At 33.8% G+C, this 20,734-nt stretch carries 23 protein-coding genes; 14 read left to right on the top strand and 9 right to left on the bottom strand.

Annotated elements, in window-relative coordinates; translation table 11 throughout:
• Window positions 1-10 precede the first annotated feature (10 nt).
• Window positions 11-994, top strand: coding sequence for a UDP-glucuronic acid decarboxylase family protein (locus ACN1CN_RS05915; RefSeq protein WP_419134981.1), 984 nt, complete (start codon window positions 11-13; stop codon window positions 992-994).
• Window positions 995-1,055: 61 nt separating this feature from the next.
• On the opposite strand, the gene ACN1CN_RS05920 is transcribed toward ACN1CN_RS05915, so the two are convergent.
• From ACN1CN_RS05920 to ACN1CN_RS05935, 4 genes are all read right to left on the bottom strand, one after another.
• Window positions 1,056-2,243 (bottom strand): glycosyltransferase family 4 protein, encoded by a 1,188-nt coding sequence (locus tag ACN1CN_RS05920; protein ID WP_419134982.1) that lies wholly within the window; start codon window positions 2,241-2,243, stop codon window positions 1,056-1,058.
• Entirely contained in the window at window positions 2,243-3,331 is a 1,089-nt protein-coding gene (gene wecB, locus ACN1CN_RS05925; protein ID WP_419134983.1) for a non-hydrolyzing UDP-N-acetylglucosamine 2-epimerase, read from the bottom strand. Before wecB ends, ACN1CN_RS05920 begins: the two co-directional genes overlap by 1 nt.
• Window positions 3,332-3,448: 117 nt before the next feature.
• The gene (locus tag ACN1CN_RS05930; RefSeq protein ID WP_419134984.1) at window positions 3,449-3,976 is read right to left on the bottom strand and encodes an ORF6N domain-containing protein; all 528 of its coding nucleotides are present in this window, start codon (window positions 3,974-3,976) and stop codon (window positions 3,449-3,451) included.
• A gap of 41 nt (window positions 3,977-4,017) precedes the next feature.
• Window positions 4,018-5,328, bottom strand: coding sequence for a phenylacetate--CoA ligase family protein (locus ACN1CN_RS05935; protein ID WP_419134985.1), 1,311 nt, complete (start codon window positions 5,326-5,328; stop codon window positions 4,018-4,020).
• A 134-nt stretch (window positions 5,329-5,462) separates the two neighbouring features.
• Between ACN1CN_RS05935 and purD the strand changes: the two genes are divergently transcribed.
• Window positions 5,463-6,737 (top strand): phosphoribosylamine--glycine ligase, encoded by a 1,275-nt coding sequence (gene purD / locus ACN1CN_RS05940; protein ID WP_419134986.1) that lies wholly within the window; start codon window positions 5,463-5,465, stop codon window positions 6,735-6,737.
• Here purD and ACN1CN_RS05945 read toward each other — a convergent pair.
• Window positions 6,729-6,959 (bottom strand): DUF6341 family protein, encoded by a 231-nt coding sequence (locus tag ACN1CN_RS05945; protein ID WP_017496855.1) that lies wholly within the window; start codon window positions 6,957-6,959, stop codon window positions 6,729-6,731. The two genes, purD and ACN1CN_RS05945, sit on opposite strands and share 9 nt — an antisense overlap.
• Before the next feature lie 140 nt (window positions 6,960-7,099).
• On the opposite strand from ACN1CN_RS05945, the gene ACN1CN_RS05950 reads away from it, so the two are divergent.
• Window positions 7,100-8,029, top strand: a complete 930-nt coding sequence (locus tag ACN1CN_RS05950) for a DUF6427 family protein (protein ID WP_264525836.1) — start codon at window positions 7,100-7,102, stop codon at window positions 8,027-8,029.
• Here ACN1CN_RS05950 and upp read toward each other — a convergent pair.
• The gene (upp, locus tag ACN1CN_RS05955; protein WP_419134987.1) at window positions 8,024-8,677 is read right to left on the bottom strand and encodes a uracil phosphoribosyltransferase; all 654 of its coding nucleotides are present in this window, start codon (window positions 8,675-8,677) and stop codon (window positions 8,024-8,026) included. The two genes, ACN1CN_RS05950 and upp, sit on opposite strands and share 6 nt — an antisense overlap.
• A 111-nt stretch (window positions 8,678-8,788) precedes the next feature.
• On the opposite strand from upp, the gene ACN1CN_RS05960 reads away from it, so the two are divergent.
• Window positions 8,789-9,394 (top strand): DUF4254 domain-containing protein, encoded by a 606-nt coding sequence (locus tag ACN1CN_RS05960; RefSeq protein ID WP_202700896.1) that lies wholly within the window; start codon window positions 8,789-8,791, stop codon window positions 9,392-9,394.
• 40 nt (window positions 9,395-9,434) lie between these two features.
• Window positions 9,435-10,442 (top strand): glycosyltransferase family 9 protein, encoded by a 1,008-nt coding sequence (locus ACN1CN_RS05965; RefSeq protein ID WP_419134988.1) that lies wholly within the window; start codon window positions 9,435-9,437, stop codon window positions 10,440-10,442.
• On the opposite strand, the gene ACN1CN_RS05970 is transcribed toward ACN1CN_RS05965, so the two are convergent.
• From ACN1CN_RS05970 to ACN1CN_RS05980, 3 genes are all read right to left on the bottom strand, one after another.
• Window positions 10,431-10,844 carry a hypothetical protein gene (locus ACN1CN_RS05970; protein ID WP_419134989.1) on the bottom strand — a complete coding sequence of 138 codons (414 nt, stop codon included), beginning with the start codon at window positions 10,842-10,844 and terminating at the stop codon, window positions 10,431-10,433. The two genes, ACN1CN_RS05965 and ACN1CN_RS05970, sit on opposite strands and share 12 nt — an antisense overlap.
• Before the next feature lie 149 nt (window positions 10,845-10,993).
• Window positions 10,994-11,302, bottom strand: a complete 309-nt coding sequence (locus tag ACN1CN_RS05975) for a hypothetical protein (protein WP_419134990.1) — start codon at window positions 11,300-11,302, stop codon at window positions 10,994-10,996.
• Between the two features lie 128 nt (window positions 11,303-11,430).
• Window positions 11,431-12,483 (bottom strand): ferredoxin--NADP reductase, encoded by a 1,053-nt coding sequence (locus ACN1CN_RS05980; protein ID WP_291286390.1) that lies wholly within the window; start codon window positions 12,481-12,483, stop codon window positions 11,431-11,433.
• 127 nt (window positions 12,484-12,610) lie between these two features.
• On the opposite strand from ACN1CN_RS05980, the gene ACN1CN_RS05985 reads away from it, so the two are divergent.
• From ACN1CN_RS05985 to ACN1CN_RS06025, 9 genes are all read left to right on the top strand, one after another.
• Window positions 12,611-14,071, top strand: a complete 1,461-nt coding sequence (locus tag ACN1CN_RS05985; RefSeq protein WP_419134991.1) for a DUF5687 family protein — start codon at window positions 12,611-12,613, stop codon at window positions 14,069-14,071.
• A 99-nt stretch (window positions 14,072-14,170) separates the two neighbouring features.
• Entirely contained in the window at window positions 14,171-14,866 is a 696-nt protein-coding gene (locus tag ACN1CN_RS05990) for an ABC transporter ATP-binding protein (protein ID WP_264525843.1), read from the top strand.
• 88 nt (window positions 14,867-14,954) lie between these two features.
• Window positions 14,955-17,567, top strand: a complete 2,613-nt coding sequence (locus ACN1CN_RS05995) for a tetratricopeptide repeat protein (RefSeq protein WP_419134992.1) — start codon at window positions 14,955-14,957, stop codon at window positions 17,565-17,567.
• 2 nt (window positions 17,568-17,569) lie between these two features.
• Window positions 17,570-17,998: a bactofilin family protein gene (locus ACN1CN_RS06000; protein ID WP_173968127.1), complete on the top strand. Its 429-nt coding sequence runs from the start codon at window positions 17,570-17,572 to the stop codon at window positions 17,996-17,998.
• Window positions 17,946-18,173, top strand: a complete 228-nt coding sequence (locus ACN1CN_RS06005; RefSeq protein WP_173968126.1) for an AtpZ/AtpI family protein — start codon at window positions 17,946-17,948, stop codon at window positions 18,171-18,173. The genes ACN1CN_RS06000 and ACN1CN_RS06005 overlap by 53 nt, the downstream gene beginning before the upstream one ends.
• A 56-nt stretch (window positions 18,174-18,229) precedes the next feature.
• Entirely contained in the window at window positions 18,230-18,622 is a 393-nt protein-coding gene (locus tag ACN1CN_RS06010; RefSeq protein WP_264525846.1) for a hypothetical protein, read from the top strand.
• 118 nt (window positions 18,623-18,740) lie between these two features.
• The gene (gene atpB / locus ACN1CN_RS06015) at window positions 18,741-19,913 is read left to right on the top strand and encodes a F0F1 ATP synthase subunit A (protein WP_419134993.1); all 1,173 of its coding nucleotides are present in this window, start codon (window positions 18,741-18,743) and stop codon (window positions 19,911-19,913) included.
• 33 nt (window positions 19,914-19,946) lie between these two features.
• A complete protein-coding gene (atpE, locus tag ACN1CN_RS06020; protein ID WP_008465835.1) occupies window positions 19,947-20,144 on the top strand; it encodes an ATP synthase F0 subunit C in 198 nt (65 codons plus the stop codon).
• 89 nt (window positions 20,145-20,233) lie between these two features.
• Window positions 20,234-20,734, top strand: a complete 501-nt coding sequence (locus tag ACN1CN_RS06025) for a F0F1 ATP synthase subunit B (RefSeq protein WP_264525848.1) — start codon at window positions 20,234-20,236, stop codon at window positions 20,732-20,734.

The following is a 20,734-nucleotide window of genomic DNA, read 5'->3' on the forward strand; positions in this document are numbered from 1 at the left end:
AATAATTACTATGAAAAGAATACTTATTACAGGAGCAGCAGGATTTCTGGGATCGCATTTATGTGATCGTTTTATCAAAGAAGGATACTATGTTATCGGAATGGATAATTTGATTACCGGAGATCTTAAAAACATAGAACATTTATTCAAGTTAGAACATTTCGAGTTTTACCATCACGATATTACCAAGTTTGTACACATTCCGGGTGATTTAGATTATATATTACACTTTGCTTCGCCGGCAAGCCCTATAGATTATTTAAAAATTCCAATCCAGACTTTAAAAGTAGGATCTCTCGGAACACATAATTTATTGGGATTGGCCCGTGTAAAAAAGGCCAGAATTTTAATTGCTTCTACATCTGAAGTTTATGGAGATCCACTGATTCACCCACAAACCGAAGAGTACTACGGAAACGTAAATACAATTGGACCACGCGGGGTGTATGATGAAGCAAAACGCTTTCAGGAATCGATCACAATGGCTTATCATACGTTTCATGGCGTAGAAACGAGAATCGTGCGTATTTTTAATACCTATGGCCCAAGAATGCGTCTGAACGACGGACGTGTAATTCCGGCTTTTATCGGACAGGCATTACGTGGGGAAGATTTAACGATTTTTGGTGACGGTATGCAAACGCGTTCTTTTTGTTATGTAGATGATCAGGTTGAAGGTATTTTCAGACTGTTGCATTCGGATTACGTATATCCGGTAAATATTGGAAATCCGGATGAAATCACGATTAAAGATTTCGCAGAAGAGATCATTAAACTAACAGGAACCAATCAAAAGGTAGTCTACCATCCATTACCAATAAATGATCCGTTACAACGCCAGCCAGACACTACAAAAGCAAAAGAGCTGTTGGGTTGGGAAGCAAAAGTAAGCCGCTCTGAAGGAATGAAGATTACTTATGATTATTTCAGATCACTTTCAAAAGAAGAGCTTTCAAAAGAAGAACACAAAGATTTTTCGAATTATATCAAATAATAATAAAAGAAAACGGGCATTATTCCAGAAATAATGCCCGTTTCTATTTTTCGGAAGCTGCTTAAAAAGCATTATTTTCGATGAGTTTTTTCATTTGCTGATCCAGATTAAAATGATTTTTTGCATGAAAAAAAATAGTCTTTTTCATTTTTTGAATTTCTTCTTTACCAAGTCTGGAGATTTCGATCAAAGTGGTGTTTAAATCCTGAAAGTTTTCAACGGGAACGACCCAGCCAAGGTTATTTTCGGTTACTATATCTTCGCCTTCACCGCCTCCAAAATAAAAAACAGGAAAGCCCAAAGCACTATATTCGAATATTTTTGAAGGAACAGAGCCGTAAATCCTCGTTTTAAGCGGAACAAGGGCAATGTCTAAGCTTTTCAAAGTTTCATGCAAAACGTTACGTTCTAACATTCCGTGAAAAACAATTTTTTTAGTTGGATTTTCATTAAGGTAATTCACAATCTGAGCTTTCTCAGCCCCGTCGCCAAAAATATGAAGTTCGATGTTGCCGTTTTCAAGATTCATTTGCTGAATAAGTTCAAAAAGACCTTGTGCAACCCCCAATAATCCGGCGTAGAATAATTTAATGGGGTCTCCGGAATTGTCTTTTTCCTCCAGGAAATTTTCAACAAAATGATCCGGATAATTGCGATACAAAAAACATTTCTTTTCAGGAAAGATCGAATGAATATGAGTAATGATTTCATTAGATTGCCCGAAAATGTGTGTGGCTTTTTGGTAAATAAACCGTTCAATAAAAAGCAAAATCTTGTGCGAAATACTATTTTTCTTAAGTACTTGTAATTCGATAGCAGCGGTAGGCCAAAGATCTGAAACATTCAAAATTATGGTTTTACGCTTTAGCCAAAGAACAAAAACCGAAATAAAAGAGAGCAGCAAAGGAGGTGATTGTACAATAACTTTTTTAGGCGTTTTGGCAAATAACAAATAGAAAAATAAAGCAGTTGAAAAGGAAAGTGTCGAAACAATTCGTTTAAAGATATTCGGGCTGTTACTTGGATAAATCCAAAGACGTTTTAATGTAATGTTCTGAATCTTCTCAGTAACAGAAAATAGGCCTTTGTATTCCGGAAATAATTCACCTTTCGGATAATTTGGAAGCGGAGAAATTACCGAAACTTCATATCCGTTTTGATTTAATTTTAAAGCAAGTTGTTCTATTCTATTGGCGGCAGCACCTTTTTCAGGTGGATAATAGTTTGATATAATCAGAATATCCTTCATTAGTTTTTATCCAATAAAATTGAAACAATTCGCTCAGATGCTTTTCCATCCCAAAGCTCCGGAATACTACTTTTTCGTGGGCCATTTTTCAAGAACAGACCAAAGACATTTTGTAAATTTTCTAAGGACGTTCCCACAATAGTGTTAGAGCCGATGGTTTCGGTTTCAGGGCGTTCGGTGTTATTTCGCATCGTAAAACAAGGAATTCCCATTACAGTTGTTTCTTCAGAAATACCACCGCTATCGGTAATAACTGCAAAACTGTTTTTTACTAAATACATAAAATTCAGGTAACCTTGGGGCGCAACAAAAATGATGTTTTTAAAAGAAATTGCACTTTCTCCCAAAATAGCCTGTGTTCTTGGATGAATAGGAAACAGTATTTTTTTGTTAGTTACCAAATCATCAATTCCCTGAAGCAAAGCAATAAGAGAAGAAACCTTGTCGACATTTCCGGGGCGGTGTAAGGTCAGGACAACATAGTTTTTGTCGCTAAGCTGATGTTCTTCCCAAAAATCAGGAGGAGAAATTCTATTGATGTTTTGGTATAAAGTATCGATCATAACATTTCCTACGAAATGTACATTTTCAGGATTGGAGCCTAATTTTAGTAAATTTTCTGAGGCTGAAGTTGAGGTTGTAAAAAAGTAATCGGTAATACTATCTGTCAACATTCTATTGATTTCTTCGGGCATTGTTAAATCTCCGGAACGGATTCCTGCTTCAACATGCGCTACCTTGGTATTGCATTTTTTAGCCACGATTGAACATGCCATCGTCGAATTTACATCACCAACAACCAAAACCAAATCGGTAGGATTTTGAAGTAATTCCTTCTCAAAAGCAATCATAATTGCGGCAGTTTGCTCGGCCTGCGAGCCACTTTTTACCTCCAGATTTACATTTGGTTTGGGAATATTTAATTCTTCAAAAAAAGTATCACTTAAATTCTTATCGTAATGCTGACCTGTATGAACCAATCGAAACGAAACATCAAAACCTTCATTTTGTTTGTTTTGTATAGCATTAATAAGGGGAGCTATTTTTATAAAATTAGGTCTTGCACCTGCGATTAGGGTGATTTTCATAGGTTAATTGAATTCTTTTTAAAACATTCTTTTGGCAAAAGTAAAGTTTAAATTGAATTCTTGGTCGATTGAGAGATTTTCTTCAATACCTAAGTGTAATTTTTGAGAATTAAGGAACTATCTTTTATATCCAATTTTCACTCTCTCACTTTCATTTTCTTTTTTCTCCGCTAATTCATCTAAATAAGAAAAAACCAATTCAATATTCTTGTCATGATTCTCTAACTTTTTTTGAATCTGAAGAATATCAACTTTTATTTCAGTTGTATCCAAAAGCATTTGTCTCACTTTGGTGAAAATGCGCATGATTTGAATATTGGTTTGAATTGCTTTGTCGCTATTTAAAATACTTGAAAGCATTAATATTCCATGTTCTGTGAATGCCATTGGGGCATAGCGTAAACCCATCTTTTCAGAATTGGAGGTCGCAATTTGCGACCTCCAATTTTCAAATTCTATTTTGGTAAGTTCAAACATAAAATCATTAGGAAAACGGTTTCGATTCCTTTTGACTTGTTCTTTTAATCGTTTAGTTTCAATTCCATAAAGTAATGCCAAATCACGATCCAGCATTACTTTTTGATTGCGGATATAATATATTTTGTTGGAAATAATTTCTTCAGAAAGTAAAGATTGATCCTTCATAAGTTTTTAATTAGAAAAACAAATGTAGGATTTTATTTATATTAAAGATAAAATTTAAATTGTTTTAACTTTCCGCTTTTGCTTCTTTCTAAGACGGTTTTTCGGGTAAAACTAAAATTCAAATTGGGTTCTAAATACACAGCAATTGCCTTTTCTATTTTTTGAATTTGAGTTGCATTTAATTCAATATCACTTACATACTCAATTTCAAAAGAATCTAATTGCATTTGTTTGATGGTAAATTCTTTAACATTTCCGTCGTCTTCAATAATGCTTTTGGTTATATAATAAAAGGTCAAACCAGGTGATTTTTTGCCGCTTGGGAGAGTCGCAATGTCGTTGGTTCTTCCAGTAAGTTTTTTTAGAATAGGTTTTTGTAGTGTACTTTTTTCGTCTAAAATTCCAATATCACCAATATCATATCTAATAAACGGATGTGCTTTGTTGAATAAAGAGGAAATCACAATGCGGCCTTCGCTACCGTAAGGCAAAACCTGATTGTTTTCGTCTAAAATTTCAACAAACAGGGTTTCAGCATTTACTTGCCAATCGCCGTTTGGGTTTTCAAAAGCAATCAAATCCAATTCTGAAGCACCGTATTCATTGATAATCGGAATTCCGAATTGTTTTTCTAAAAGCTTTTTATCCGATTCAAAAAGCATTTCGGAAGTGACAAAACAGGCTTTTAAAGTAGGGCAAACGTCTTTTAAAATAAGATTTTTTTGTTCTAAGTATTTGGCAAACAAAACGATTGAACTAGTATATCCATTGATATAATCGAATTTTTTAGTTTTAAACTTTTGTAGAAACTTTTCAAGAACAGCATCAGATAAATCAAAAACCGGAAACCGGAAACGATGCGTCAAAAAATCCTTAATTCGTTCTTTGTGATAGCCAATAAAATCCATTGGAATACCATAAAAACGAGCCTGATAGGAGTGATTAAAGTCGATATGGTACCAACCGAAACGCATAAAAATAGAGGTCCAGGTTAGGGCATGGCAGTATTTATCTTTGGCAAAAACAAAGGGAGTACCACTAGACCCGGATGTTTTGTTGAGGTAAATGTTTTTTCTCGAATAACCTTTTGATAGTCTTTCTTCGAGTGGTTTCTGTAAATTTTGTTTGTTTAAAACGGGTAAATTTTCCCATTTCAATTCGGTTATATCCCCGATCAATTCTTTATAAAAAGAGTTGTTTTCCAGATGAAAAGCTACAATTTCTTCTTTTTTCTGTTGAAGAAAACGAAGATATTGTGTTTCCGATAAATTCTTGATTTCATTCAATTCAGCTTTGGCTTTCTTTATCGGAAAACCATTTAATTGCAGTGAAATATCGAAAAGAGAAATCATTTGTGGTATTATTTTTCGTCAAAAATAATACTATCGAATTACTAACAGAGAAGAATCAACAACTTTTTAAGATTTAATTATTTTTTACGTACAAAAGCAATTATTTTTGCACCACAACTAAATACAACTATACCATGACAATTTTACTATTGGGATCCGGCGGAAGAGAGCATGCTTTTGCTTGGAAAATGACTCAGAGTCCACTTTGCGAAAAACTTTTTGTTGCACCAGGAAATGCAGGAACGGCAGCAATTGCTACAAACGTTGCAATGTCTCCAACAGATTTTGATGCAATCAAAGCATTTGTAATTCAGGAAAATGTAAAAATGGTGGTCGTAGGACCAGAAGATCCTTTGGTAAAAGGGATTTACGATTATTTTAAAAACGACGAGAGTTTACAACATATTCCGGTTATTGGCCCATCAAAATTGGGAGCTCAATTAGAAGGAAGTAAAGAATTTGCCAAAGAGTTTTTAATGAAACATAATATTCCAACTGCGGCTTACGACAGTTTTACTGCCGAAACAGTAGAGAATGGATGTGCTTTCTTAGAAACATTGCAGCCTCCATATGTTTTAAAAGCAGACGGTTTGGCAGCAGGAAAAGGAGTTTTGATTATTCAGGATTTAGAAGAAGCTAAAACAGAATTGAGAAACATGTTGGTTCACGAAAAATTTGGAGCAGCAAGTTCAAAAGTAGTAATCGAAGAATTTTTGGACGGAATAGAATTAAGCTGTTTTGTTCTGACTGACGGGAAAAGCTATAAAATTTTACCAACAGCAAAGGATTACAAACGTATTGGTGAAGGTGATACAGGTTTAAATACAGGTGGAATGGGAGCTGTTTCTCCGGTACCTTATGTTGATGCTGTTTTGATGGAAAAAATTGAAACACGTATCGTAAAACCAACTATTGAAGGTTTCCAGAAAGATGGAATTGAATATAAAGGATTTGTATTTATTGGTTTAATCAATGTAAAAAACGAACCAATCGTTATTGAGTACAATGTAAGAATGGGAGATCCTGAGACTGAAGTTGTAGTACCAAGATTACAATCAGATTTAGTTGAATTGTTCCTTTCAGTGGCCAATCAAAAATTAGATTCATTCGAATTAGAGGTTGATCCGAGAAGCGCGACTACAATTATGGTGGTTTCTGGCGGATATCCGGAAGATTTTGAAAAAGGAAAAGTAATTACAGGTTTAGAAAACATTACTGATTCTATTGTTTTTCATGCAGGAACAAAAATAGAAGGCGAGACTGTCGTTAGTAATGGAGGACGTGTATTGACCGTAACTTCTTATGGAGACGATTTCCAACAGGCCATAAAAAAATCTTACCAAAATATAGATAAACTAAATTTTGATAAGATGTATTTTAGAAAAGATATTGGCTTCGACTTACTTTAAAAAAGAGTGAGCTGTAGTATCTTGGTTTTCAGTTCCGGCGTCATCAAAAATGCGTAATTGTTTGATCCAATAAACGATTGCGCATGAACAGATGATCATAAAAATCCAGTTAATAGTATTAGCACCAAACCAGGTAACAAGTTCTAAACGACGTAAAAAATCAAGTGGTGCGAATAAAATGTTAACGAATAAGTACTGTATTCCTTCAAAAAAAGCTGTCATAATTTATAAAATTATATGTTATTTATTGTTGTGTAACGCATTGAAATCAGAATTCCAGTATTAGAATCTTTTTTCAACTTGTTGGTTTTCCTTTTTAAACAAGTATTATATTTACAATCACAAAAGTATAAAATATCCTTATGATAACAAGTGTTTTTAAAAAATCTACGCCATTAAATTATTCATTGGTCGTAATTTTGATACTGGTTTTCTTTTTTCTTTTTCAAATTCAGGAACCATCATGGATGAGTTCTTATTTTTTGGCGTTCCAAAAAGTGAGTTTGTTGTGCTTTATTTTGGCCTCTTTTTTCCTGATTAATTTTATCGTAAAAAAGAACGGGCTCAGTAAAGACAATGGATACGCGATACTTTTTTACTTATTGTTTCTGTTGTTTTTCCCCACAATATTTAACAATGCCAATGTAATATATGCCAACTTTTTTGTACTGTTGGCACTTCGAAGATTAATTTCGCTGCAATCTTTGAAAGCTTCAAAAGAAAAAATATTTGATGCTTCATTTTGGATTTTAATAGCCTCTTTATTTCAATTTTGGTGTATTCTCTTCTTGATTTTAGTTTTTATCTCCATAGTTTTTCATGTTTCGAGAGATTATAGAAACTGGATTTTACCATTTATAGCGCTTGTGGCGGTATCGATTATCTTTTTATTGATCTCTTTAATTTTTCATATTGATATAACTGAATTTTTTCAGAAACGCGCTGTAATCGATTTTAACATTGATTATTTCAAGAGCAATTACGAAAACGGAGCACTATCAATTTATGTGGCTGTAGCTTTATTTTTTGTGGTTTCGATGCTGATGACATTGTCTAATCGACCGCAAATAGTACATTCTTCATACAAAAAAGTAGTGGCATGTTTTTTTATTGCGGCCTTTGTATACATACTTTCAACAGATAAAAGCAACGATTTACTCTTTTTTAGTATTGCTCCTTTGACGATCATGGCAGCAAGCCATGTAGAGTATATGCAACAAAAACTGAATAATGAAATTGTGTTTTACGTGTTGATTTTGTGCAGTTTATTTACATTTTTCTCACAGTTATAATTTACTTCCGTAAGCAAGATCGCCTGCATCACCAAGTCCCGGAACAATGTAGTTCTTCTCATTTAGCTTTTCGTCTAAAGAAGCTACCCATAAATGACAGTTTTCAGGAAGATTTTCCTCAAGAAAAGCAACACCCTCTGGCGCTGCTATAACCACTACAATATGAATCTCTTTTGGAGTTGCGTTTTGAATTAGTTTTTCGTGAACTGCAACAATAGACTGACCTGTTGCCAGCATTGGATCGAGAAGTAAAACCGTTTTATTGTTTATGTTTGAAACTGCTTGATATTCAACCCGAATTTCAAATTCGGCATCGTTATTTGGATGATACCTGCAGGCCGAAACAAAGCTGTTTTCGGCATGGTCAAAGTAATTTAGAAAACCATTATGCAACGGTAAACCAGCTCTTAGAATAGAACATAAAACCAAATCACTTTCTATCTCGGTTGTTTCTTTAATGCCTAGGGGAGTTTGAATTTCGACATTTTTATATGCCAGATCCTTGCTCAGTTCATAAGCCATAATTTCGCCAATTCTTTCAATATTTCTTCGAAAACGCATACTGTCGTTTTGAACATTTACATTTCTGATTTGACCTAAAAAATGATTTAATACACTGTTGTTTTTAGAGATATAATGAATTTTCATAATGAAATTTTAGAATTATGGATATATTGTAGTGCAATAACGAAAAATTAATCGTTTTCTTCACACCATAAAAGTATAAAAAGTATCTTTGTGACTCTAATAAATAAAGACATGTTTTCAAAATTAGCATATTCTGTTTTCGAACAAAGCATCAAAGATTATCACCAATTTGATAATGTTGATCAACCTATAAACAATCCTTACCCAAAGGATAAGTTTGAGCATTTATTGTATTTAAAAAACTGGATTGACACTGTTCAATGGCATTTTGAGGATATTATTCGTGATCCGCAAATTGATCCGGTAGCGGCGCTGACGTTAAAAAGAAGAATCGATGCTTCAAACCAGGAGCGTACAGATATGGTTGAATACATTGACAGCTACTTTTTGCAAAAATACAGTGATGTAAAAGTAAAAGATGGTGCAAAAATCAATTCTGAAAGTCCGGCATGGGCTTTTGATAGATTGTCTATTTTAGCTTTAAAAATTTATCACATGCATGAAGAAGCCACTCGTGCTGAAGCTTCACAAGAACATAGAGATAAATGTCAGGAGAAATTAAACGTGCTTTTAGAGCAAAGAAGTGATTTATCAACTGCAATTGATGATTTACTAACTGACATCGAAAATGGAGATAAATTCATGAAAGTGTACAAACAAATGAAAATGTACAATGATGATGAATTGAATCCAGTTTTATACCAAAACAAAAAATAATTTGGCAGAGTTGTCCAATAGAATAAAGCATGTAGCCGTCATGAGACTATCCGCAATGGGAGATGTCGCCATGACGGTTCCTGTTTTACGCGCTTTTGTAAAACAGTATCCAACGGTTAAAATCACTGTAATATCGCGTCCGTTTTTTAAACCATTTTTTGATGGAATCCCAAATCTTGAGTTTTTTGCTTTTGATGAAAAAGAACGCCACAAAGGATTTGCAGGACTTTTAACATTGTACGCCGATGTAAAAAAACTTAAAATTGATGCTTTTGCAGATCTTCATAACGTTCTGAGATCTAAAATTGTAAGTCTTCTTTTTGCTTTAAGCGGAAAAAAAAGAGCCACAGTTGATAAAGGCCGTGATGGTAAAAAAGAATTAACGCGCGCCGAGAATAAAATTTTTAAGCAATTGCCAACCATGTTCGAAAGACACTCAAAAGTGTTTGAAAAACTTGGTTTTCCTTTAGATTTATCCAATCCGGAATATCCCGCAAAGGCAGAATTAAGTTCAGATATTGTAGAAATCATTGGCAACCAAAACCAAAAATTAATTGGGATTGCACCTTTTGCCCAATACGATTCTAAAGTTTATCCGCAAGATCTGATGCAGGAAGTTATTGCTAAACTGGCTGAAAACAAAGCGTATAAAATTTTACTTTTTGGAGGAGGAAAGAAAGAAATTGAAATTCTGGATTCCCTTTCAGAACCATTTGAAAATGTAATTAATATGGCTGGAAAAATTAAATTTCAGCAGGAATTACAACTTATCAGTAATTTGGACGTCATGCTTTCTATGGATTCCGGAAACGCCCATATCGCTGCAATGCTGGGAGTAAAAGTCATTACACTTTGGGGTGCTACACATCCATATGCGGGATTTTTACCATTCGGACAAAACCTGGAAAATGCTTTGACTTCAGACCGAAATCAATATCCAAAATTGCCCACATCGGTTTATGGAAACAAAATCGTTGAAGGTTATGAAGATGCTATGAGGTCGATTTCTCCAAAAGATATAGTGGAAAAGATTCAGTTAAGCATATAATCCATTTAAATCATAGAGAAAATATCCGATGGTTTTCTTTTTGTTTTTATTGGCAACAATTACAACAAAATGATTTTCTTTTTCTGTAGAGAGCAAAATGTGCTCAAAATCTTCTGTTGAATTTCTGTAGATTTTATGCACCAGTTGAGATTCTTTAACTTTGCTCGATAGTATTTTGGCAGCTTTTAATTTGCTTATATAAGGCCAAATATTAAAAGTATTCTTATCAGAAGGCGTTATTTCGGTCATTTTACCAATCATTGTTGCACTATATTTCTCTTTGCTAAGTAATTTAGGGCCTTTTTTATTTTGTTGTTTTTTAATGATAAAGTAGATACAAAAAAGGGCTGTAATTACAAAAAGTGCTATAAATGATAAACGAAGGATGTGATGTATTGTCATGATATTTAATATTTAAACGTGTTGACAAATTCGATTTAGCTCTACAAATCTCCGGAAGAATAGGAGATTGCGATTACTTTAATTTTACCCCTAATGTAATGAAAATTTAGCAATATTTTAGAAAAAAATCGGCTTTATTGTAATTGGTATTATAGCCAAATCTTCTCATCCCGGCATCTGCCATAAATATAACTTTTTAGATTCGAAATCGTGGCTTGATAATTTGGTGCTTCATAACCAAACCGTTCGTGTTCCATTTGTTCTTTTTCTATAGCATCGCAACCTTTTATAACTTCTTTGAGCATATCCAGCATGGCGAGTTCTTTGTTGTTTGTTTTCTGAAATTTAAATTCTACAAGTTCATCCTGAAGTTCTTCATAATATTCCACAAGTTTCTCAACCTCAGGTTCTTCTAAAAGATATTCTTTATTTTTAAAAATTTCCTGTACCGATTTCATAACGTAATTTTTTAAGTCTCAAATTCCAATTTTACAAAGATTACTAATAATTATAAAACAAAAAAAATTCCAAATCCCAATTGTAAGTTTGGAATTTGGAATTTGAATATTTTTTGAGATTTTAACGACTAAACATCATCATAATCTACATAAATAGACTCTGAAGTTGGATGCGCCTGGCAGGTTAAAATTAAACCTGAAGCAATTTCCTTATCGGTTAAAATAGAGTTTTTAGTCATTTCAGCACTTCCTGAAGTTACACGAGCCAGACAGCTGCTGCAAATTCCACCCTGACAAGAGTATGGAGCGTCAATTCCTTGTTTTAAAGCTGCGTCAAGGATCGTTTGTTTTTGAGACATTTCGAATGAAACTTCGTCATCATCTACCAAAACTGTAATTTTAGTATGTCCTTCTAATGAGGTATTTATTTTATTTTCCTGCGTAGAAGAAGTAAAAAGTTCAAACTTAATAGCTGATTCTTTTACATTTTTCTCTTTCAGAATTCCCGAAACCGTGTCGATCATTTCTTCCGGACCGCAAAGGAAAAATTTATCAAATTGCAGTTCTTTGTGTTTGTTATTCAGAACAAAATTTACCGCCGATTTGTCGATTCTGCCAAACAAAGCATTTTCGGCTTTGGCCTGACTGAAAACATAATGTACAAAAAAGCGACCTACATATTGCAATTGCAAATCGTGTAATTCCTGATAAAAAATAGTTTCGTCTGGAGTTTTATTTCCGTAAACCAATACAAATGAACTTTTTGGCTCACTTTTTAAAACCGATTTTATAATAGAAAGTACAGGAGTAATCCCGCTTCCTGCTACAAAAGCTGCATAATTTTTTTGTCTTTCAGCATCCGGTTCAAAAGTAAATTTTCCTTCGGGATGACCTACTTCAAGAACATCTCCTGCCTTAAGTCTCGTATTGGCAAACTGAGAAAATAAACCATTTTTTACTGCTTTTACAGCAATGCGTAATTCACCGCTTTCCGGTGCAGAGCAAATCGAGTAAGCACGACGAATCTCTTGATTGTCAAGAGTTAATTTTAAATTTATGTATTGTCCCGCTATAAATTTATAGTCGGGTTTTAGTTCTTCGGGAACATTAAAAAGAACAGAAACAGCATCGGCAGTTTCGCGCTTTACCTCTTTAATTATTAGTTTTAAGAATGAAGGCATGGTTGTATTTTTTATGCAAAAGTAGCAAACGACGGTTAATTCACAGGCACTAAGTTATTATTTTTAACTTTTTTTGTAACGTTTTCTTACATTTGATCACATACTAAGAAATTCAAAACAAATAACCATGATTAAAAAGTTTATTTATCTGGAATGGAAAGCCTTTGTTAGGTCTGCATCATTTGGCACAAGTGTCGTGATGAAAGTTTTAATAGGGTTTTTAATGGTCTACTTTTCCTTGCTTTTTGTTGGAGCAGGAGTAGGAGCATTTTATATACTGAAAAAAATGAAACTGGAACCATTAGTAACTGTCAATCAATTTTTGATTTATTATTTTCTTTTCGACCTTGTCATTCGTTTATTGATGCAGGCAATCCCGGTGCTGAACATCAAACCTTTGTTGATTTTACCCTTCAAAAAACCAACCATCGTTCATTTTTCATTGGGCAAAACAGCTTTGTCTTTTTTTAACTGGGTTCACGCGCTCTTTTTTATTCCTTTTTCAATTGTGCTAGTTCTGGAAGGTTACGATCCTTTGGGAGTTGTCTTTTGGTTTTTAGCAGCGTTCTCCTTAATCTATATCAACAATTTTTTGAATATTGTTTTAAGTAATATTGATAAGTTGTTCGTTGTTTTTGTCGGAGCAATTATTGTTTTAGCAACAGCGCAGTATTATAAACTCTTTGATATTACCAGTTTTACAACACCATTTTTCCAGGGATTTTATGCGATGAAAGGATTGTTTTTGATTCCAGTCTTAATCTTAGTAGGACTTTACCTGTTCACATTCAAATACTTCAAGAACAATTTGTTCTTAGATGCCGGACTTTCTAAAAAAGAAGACATCGCTAAAACGGAGAATCTTTCCTGGCTGAATCAGTTTGGAACTTTAGGAACGTTTCTTAAAAACGATATCAAATTGATTAAGAGAAATAAAAGATCAAAAACGACCATACTAATGAGTTTTTTCTTTTTGTTCTACGGATTAATCTTTTTCGGAAACAAACAGCAGCCGGAAGTGATGAATATTTTTGCCGGAATATTTGTTTCAGGCGGATTTTTGTTTGTCTTTGGCCAGTTTGTACCTAGCTGGGACAGTTCGTATTACCAACTAATGATGACCCAAAACATTCCGTATCGCGGATACATTACGTCAAAATGGTGGTTGATTGTAATTGCTACTTTTATATCGACTATACTTTCTTCTTTCTACCTGTTCTTTGGATGGGAAATTTATTTAACCGTTGTTGTTGGGGCCGTTTATAACATAGGAGTCAATTCACATCTGGTACTTTTGGGTGGTGCTTTCACAAAAACACCAATCGATTTAAGTTCGGCAGGAGGTGCTTTTGGAGATAAAAAAGCATTTAATGTTAATGCCATGCTGTTAACGTTACCTAAGATATTATTGCCTTTAGGACTATATGCAATCGGACTTTATTTAGGAAACAAAACCATCGGATTAGCACTTGTCGCAGGTGCCGGAGTTTTAGGCTTTGTTTTTAAAGACAAGGTTTTTTCCCTAATCGAAAAAAGATATAAAGTAGAGAAGTACAGTACTATAAGCGCTTATAAACAAAAAAACTAATGCGTTAATTTGAAAATGTGTCAATTAGAGAATTGATCGCATATAATTGAAAATCAATTAAATTAACGATTAAACAAATCAACAATTAAACTATTAAAAATGATACAAGTAAATCAACTTTCAAAAAAATATAACGGAACAACGGTTTTAAACATTAACAACCTTGAAATTCCAAAAGGACAGAGCTTTGGCTTAGTAGGAAACAACGGAGCAGGAAAAACTACTTTTTTTAGTTTATTACTAGATCTGATTCAGCCTTCCACAGGGAATATAAAAAACAATGATATTCAGGTAAATACAAACGAAAACTGGAAATCTTTTACAGGATCTTTTTTAGATGAAAGCTTCCTGATTGGGTATTTGACTCCGGAAGAATACTTTTATTTTATTGGAGATTTACGCCATCAGAATAAAGCGGATATTGATGCTTTGCTGTTGGAGCACGAAGAGTTTTTTAACGGAGAAATCCTGAACAACAAAAAATACCTGAGAGATTTATCTAAGGGAAACCAGAAGAAAGTGGGGATTATTGCAACACTTATTGGAAATCCTGAAGTTGTTATTCTCGATGAGCCTTTTGCAAATTTAGATCCGACAACCGTGAGCCGATTAAAAAAGATCATTAAAGACCTGGCCGATAATCCAAATGTTACTGTGCTGGTTTCCAGTCATGATTTGCAGCATACAGTAGAGGTTTGTGATCGAATTGTAGCCCTAAATAAAGGTGAAGTGGTGAAGGATATTCAGACTTCAGAAGAAACCTTACAAGAACTCGAATCGTTTTTTGCTGTATAAGTTTCTATATTTCAAAAAGAAGCGTATTTTTACAAGTCAATATACTAAAAATCCTTTTTAGAAGTTAATTGATATAAACTCTTTTCTATTGAAAAAGAATACTCTTAAATATAGTTTTTTCGTCGTTTTTTTATTCTTTTTGATAGCCTGTTCTACCAAGAAAAATACTTTTTTGGCCAGAAATTCCCACGCGCTTAGTACAAAGTATAACATTTTGTATAATGGCGGAATAGGTCTTGACAAGGGATTAAAGGCTATTCAGGCCAACAATCAGGATAATTTCTGGAAAATGCTTCCGATCGAAAAAATGCAGATCGATGAGAATTTTTCGGAAGCAGAAAAAGCGAAGAATGCAGATTTTGAAAAAGCCGAGACCAAGGCAACAAAAGCCATTCAGAAGCACTCTATGAACATTGGAGGAAGAGAGCGAAATTCACAAATTGACGAAGCTTATCTGATGCTTGGAAAAGCCAGATACTACGATCAACGGTTTATTCCGGCTTTGGAGGCATTCAACTATATTTTGTACAAATACCCTAACAGCAGTAATATTTATACGGCAAAAATCTGGCGTGAGAAAACCAATATGCGTTTAGGAAATGATGCTATTGTAGTAAAAAACATCAACCTGTTATTAAAAAATACAGATCTGAACAAACAGACTTTTTCGGATGCAAATGCTTTATTGGCAGAAGCCTATTTAAATTTAGAAGAAAAAGACAGTGCGGTTGCCAAACTTAAAATTGCGGAAAAATTTACCAAAATAAATGAAGACCGCGCACGATATCGTTTTATCTTAGGGCAGATGTATCAGGAAGCCGGAATAAGAGACAGTGCCTTTTATTATTATGACGGTGTGATCGACATGAATCGAAAAGCCGATCGAAAATACATGATGCATGCTTATGCAAAAAAGGCTCAGTTGTTTGATTATAAAAACGGAGATCAGGATTTGTTTATAGAAATGTACAATAAATTACTGGCAGATCGTGAAAACAGACCCTATCTAGATGTGTTATTTTATGAAATGGGAGTCTTTTTTGATAAAAATGACGAGCAGCAGGATGCCTTATTTTTCTATAATAAGTCACTGGGAAGAAAGTCAAAAGACCCTTATTTGACTGCTTCAACCTACAGGAATATTGGGAATATGTATTTTAAGAACACCAATTATTCGGTGGCGGCCAAATACTACGACAGTACATTAGTAAAACTAGATCCTAAAACCAGAGAATTTGCTTTTATTCAAAAAAACAGAAAAAATCTGGACAACGTAATTAAATACGAAGCGATTGCAAAACGCAACGACAGTATCATTAAAGTTTATGGTTTGTCTCCGGCCAACAGAAAAAGTTATTTTAACGATTATATCGCAGCACTTAAAGAAAAAGATGAGGCGAAACGAATCTTAGAAGAAAAAGAAAAGGAAAAATTAGCCAATATTGATCGCAACACTAAGGCTGATGGAGGACCAACCGCTGTAAATCCACAAGCAGTAGGAGGGACCAATCCGGGAATAGGAGCGTTTAATCCGCCATCAGGAAACGAAACGGCAAGTACAAGTACTTTTTATTTTTACAATCCTACGACAGTTGCTTACGGAAAATTGCAATTTAAGAAAGTATGGGGTAACAGAGTCTTAGATGGAAACTGGAGACTGTCAGCTGTGAAATCAGCCAATACTGCAGCCTTAAATGATACTTTAAATAATAATGATGCAAACAAACTGAAAGATACCATTATTATTGAAAAGTATACTACTGATTTTTACGAAAAACAACTTCCTCAAACACAGGCTGCAATTGACAGCATTGGTGTAGAGCGTAATTTTGCGTATTACCAATTGGGACTAATCTACAAAGAGAAGTTTAAAGAATATGATCTGGCAAGCAATAAACTCGAACAATTGCTAAAAAACAAACCGGAAGAAAAACTGGTTTTGCCGGCGATGTATAATTTGTATAAAATATATCAAATTACCAATCCTGCACGCGCAGAGAGTATAAAATCGGATATCATAACCAACTACCCAAGTTCGCGATACGCACAAATCTTAAACAATACGAATGCAGGAGATTTAGCCTCACCGGATAAAGAATACCAAAAATGGTACAAATTGTATGAGGAAGAACAGTTTGATACCGTCTTAGACAATATTGACAACCTGATTAATCAATATTCAGGAGATGAAATTGTTTCTAAGTATGAATTGTTAAAAGCCAATACATTAGGTAAAGTAAATGGTTTGGCAGCTTATAAAAAAGGTTTAGAATCCGTTGCCGATAACTATCCGAACAGTGATGAAGGTAAAAATGCGCGTGAGATCTTAGAAAAGCAAATACCGGGCTTAGAAAAAATGGATTTTACTTCGGTGGATAGTAAAAACTGGAAAATTTTATATGTAATTCCTAATAATGATTCTGTAACCCGTAAAAAGATTGAAGAAGCAATTAGAGTATTTTTATTAGTTGAAAACTACGAGAGGTTAACAACTTCTTTTGATAAATACAACAGAACCGAAAGTTTTGTGGTTATTCATGGTTTAAAATCAGAGGCTTACGCCAAAGATATTTCAGGAGTTTTTAGAGATGATAAAAAGTATAAAATATCAAATCCGGCAATTATTATCTCGAGTGATAATTACAAATTGGTTCAAATTAAAAAAAATCTCGAAACCTACTTAGCCCCAAAAACCCCATAATCATGTTTGACAAAGTAAAAAAAAACGGAACAGAACTTTTAGGAAAAACAAACCGAATAGTTGAAGGAACCTCTATTGTTGGAGATATCGTTTCTAAAGACGATTTTAGACTAGATGGTGAATTGATAGGAAATTTTACTTCGCAAGGCAAATTGGTTATAGGAGCCTCCGGTATTGTAAAAGGCGAAATTGTTTGCAATAATGCCGATATTGAAGGCGTATTTCAGGGAAAAATTAAAGTTTTAGAAGTCCTTAATATAAAAGCAACGGCACAGATTCATGGAGAAGTTGCCATCGGAAAACTGTCTATAGAACCTGGCGCGAATTTTACCGCTACCTGTACCATGTTAACTCATACTAAAGAAGTAACCCTAAAAGATGGAAAAGGAACCGAACAAAAACAAAAGGAACAAGTGGCTTCCACTTATTAACATTCCCGTTCAAATGGGAATTATAATTTTTTTATTTTCCTATTTTGGTACATGGCTGGATGAAAATCACCCGAGCCAAAAACTATCTTACAATACCATTTTTGTAATGATTGGGGTTGGATTAGCACTATATAATGTTATTCGCCAGGTTAATGAAATCAATAAAACAAAGTAATTGATCTATTTAGCAGCTTTAAATAAATAGTGCATCTTTGCAGAAAATTATTTCAAATGTTAGTAAAAAGCTACAAACCCATTTTATATTTATTCTTCTTTGCATTGGCCGCGTATGTAGTGCACAAAGCATTATTTTTAGTTTTAGACATTAATGCCCAAAATTTTTATTACCGTATAGAATTTTTGTATTTGATTTTTTTCGGGCTATCTGCGCTTTTATACCTTATATTATTAATAGTAAAGAAAAAGAACTTTGAAGTTATTGGTATGGCTTTCCTGTTCGGAACCTTTACACAGATGTTAGTAGGATATCTAATTTTAAGACCTATTTTGGAAAACAAAAGCGGTGAGGTGATGGTTGAAAAAATCAATTTTTTTATAACATTTATTTTGTTTTTGTTATTTGAGACGCTTTTAACTGTCCGATTATTAAATGAAAAGCGTTAAAATAGGGATTCTGTAAAACAACGTTCAAAAATAATTTTTCATATCCTTTTGAATATTAATAAAAAATGTACCTTTGCACCAAATTTTAGAAACGTAAAAAATAAGATTTTTAACAGATATGGTGATTTCAAACAAACCGCTCAAATTTATTCTTGCAGCTTTAGTAGCTTGTTCTCCAGTAATGGGTTTTGCAAATTCAGAGAATGACTCAACGCATGTACATACTGAGGCCGCTCATGAAGAAAAAGTAATTTCACACAACGCACCTTCGGAAGGTGAGCACGCAGCTCTAGATCCAAAAGCAAAAGTGGACGCTTTTATTGATCATCACTTACAAGATTCTCACGATTTTGTTTTCTTTTCAGATGAAAAAGAAAATAAACAATATGGTTTTCCATTACCAGTAATTCTTTTTGACGGAGGTTTGAAAATTTTCTCTTCTTCAAAATTACACCACGGTGAAGCTGTTGCTGAAGTTGACGGAAACTTTTACAAATTGGTTCACGGTAAAATTTACAAAACAGATGCTGCCGGAACGATTAATTTAGATCATCACGGACATCCGGAAAACGAAAAGCCATTAGATTTTTCTATTACTAAAAATGTAGTGTCAATGCTTTTTGTTTCGGTACTATTATTTTTAATGTTTACCGGATTAGCAAAATCATACAAAAAAGGACCAATCCCAACTGGATTTGGTAGAGTATTAGAACCGCTTATTATTTTCATCAGAGATGAGATCGCAGTTCCAAATATTGGAGAGAAAAAATATAGAAAATTTATGGGTTACCTGTTAACTGTATTTTTCTTTGTGTGGTTGTTAAACTTATTAGGTATGACTCCACTTGGAATTAACGTTACCGGAAACATTGCAATCACAGTTTGTTTAGCTGCGTTTACTTTTATCATTACTCAGTTTAGTGCAAACAAAGATTATTGGGGACACATTTTCTGGATGCCAGGAGTTCCTGTTCCGATGAAAATTATTTTAGCTCCAATTGAAATCTTAGGAACATTGACAAAGCCATTCGCATTATTAATTCGTTTGTATGCAAATATTACGGCAGGTCACGTAGTAATTATGAGTTTGATCGCTATGATTTTCGTAGGTAAAAATTTAGCTGCAGATTTACCAATCTCTTTAGGACTTACATTATTTATTTCGGTAATCGAAGTTTTAGTTGCATTTTTGCAGGCGTTCATTTTCACAATGTTATCTTCATTGTTTATTGGTATGGCAGTTGCTGACCACGATCATGATCACGGTCACGAAGACAATGTTATTATTTAATTTAGAAGTTTAATTTTATATATATAAATACTTATGGGAACAATTCCAACTTTAGTAGGTGCAGGTTTAGTAGTAATCGGTGCTGGTTTAGGTCTAGGTAAAATCGGTGGATCTGCTATGGACGCTATTGCTCGTCAGCCAGAAGCTGCTGGTAAAATTCAAACTGCGATGATTATTATCGCGGCTTTATTAGAAGGTTTAGCATTTGCTGCTTTAATCTTAGGAAAATAATAAAGAAAGAACTAACAACATCTTTAACGGTTGGTTAAAGGTGTTGTTACTTTTAAAAAAAGAAATTAAATATTTAATATAGTTATAAAATGGATAAGTTAATTAACGATTTTTCATTCGGTTTATTCTTTTGGCAAGCGCTAATCTTGTTGGTTTTGATTTTACTTTTAGTAAAGTTTGCCTGGAAACCAATTATGGAATCTATTACAGCAAGAGAAGAAGGTATTAAAAATGCATTACTTTCTGCAGAAAATGCAAAGAGAGAAATGGAAAACTTACAAGCTGACAATCAAAGAATTTTGAATGAAGCTCGTTCAGAGCGTGACGCGATGCTAAAAGAAGCTCGTGAAATGAAAGAGAAAATGATTGCTGATTCTAAAAACGAAGCACAAGAAGCTGGTCAAAAAATGATCGAGCAAGCTAAAGCTGCTATCGAAAGTGAAAAGAATGCTGCTATGGCTGAATTGAAATTACAAGTTTCAACTTTATCATTAAGCATCGCTGAAAAATTATTGAAAGATGAATTATCTAACAAAGAATCTCAAACTAAATTAGTAGAGAAAATGTTAGGTGACGTAAAGCTAAACTAA

Origin of the sequence: Flavobacterium sp. T12S277 (genome assembly GCF_048514875.1) — a bacterium.
Classification (GTDB): Bacteria; Bacteroidota; Bacteroidia; order Flavobacteriales; family Flavobacteriaceae; genus Flavobacterium.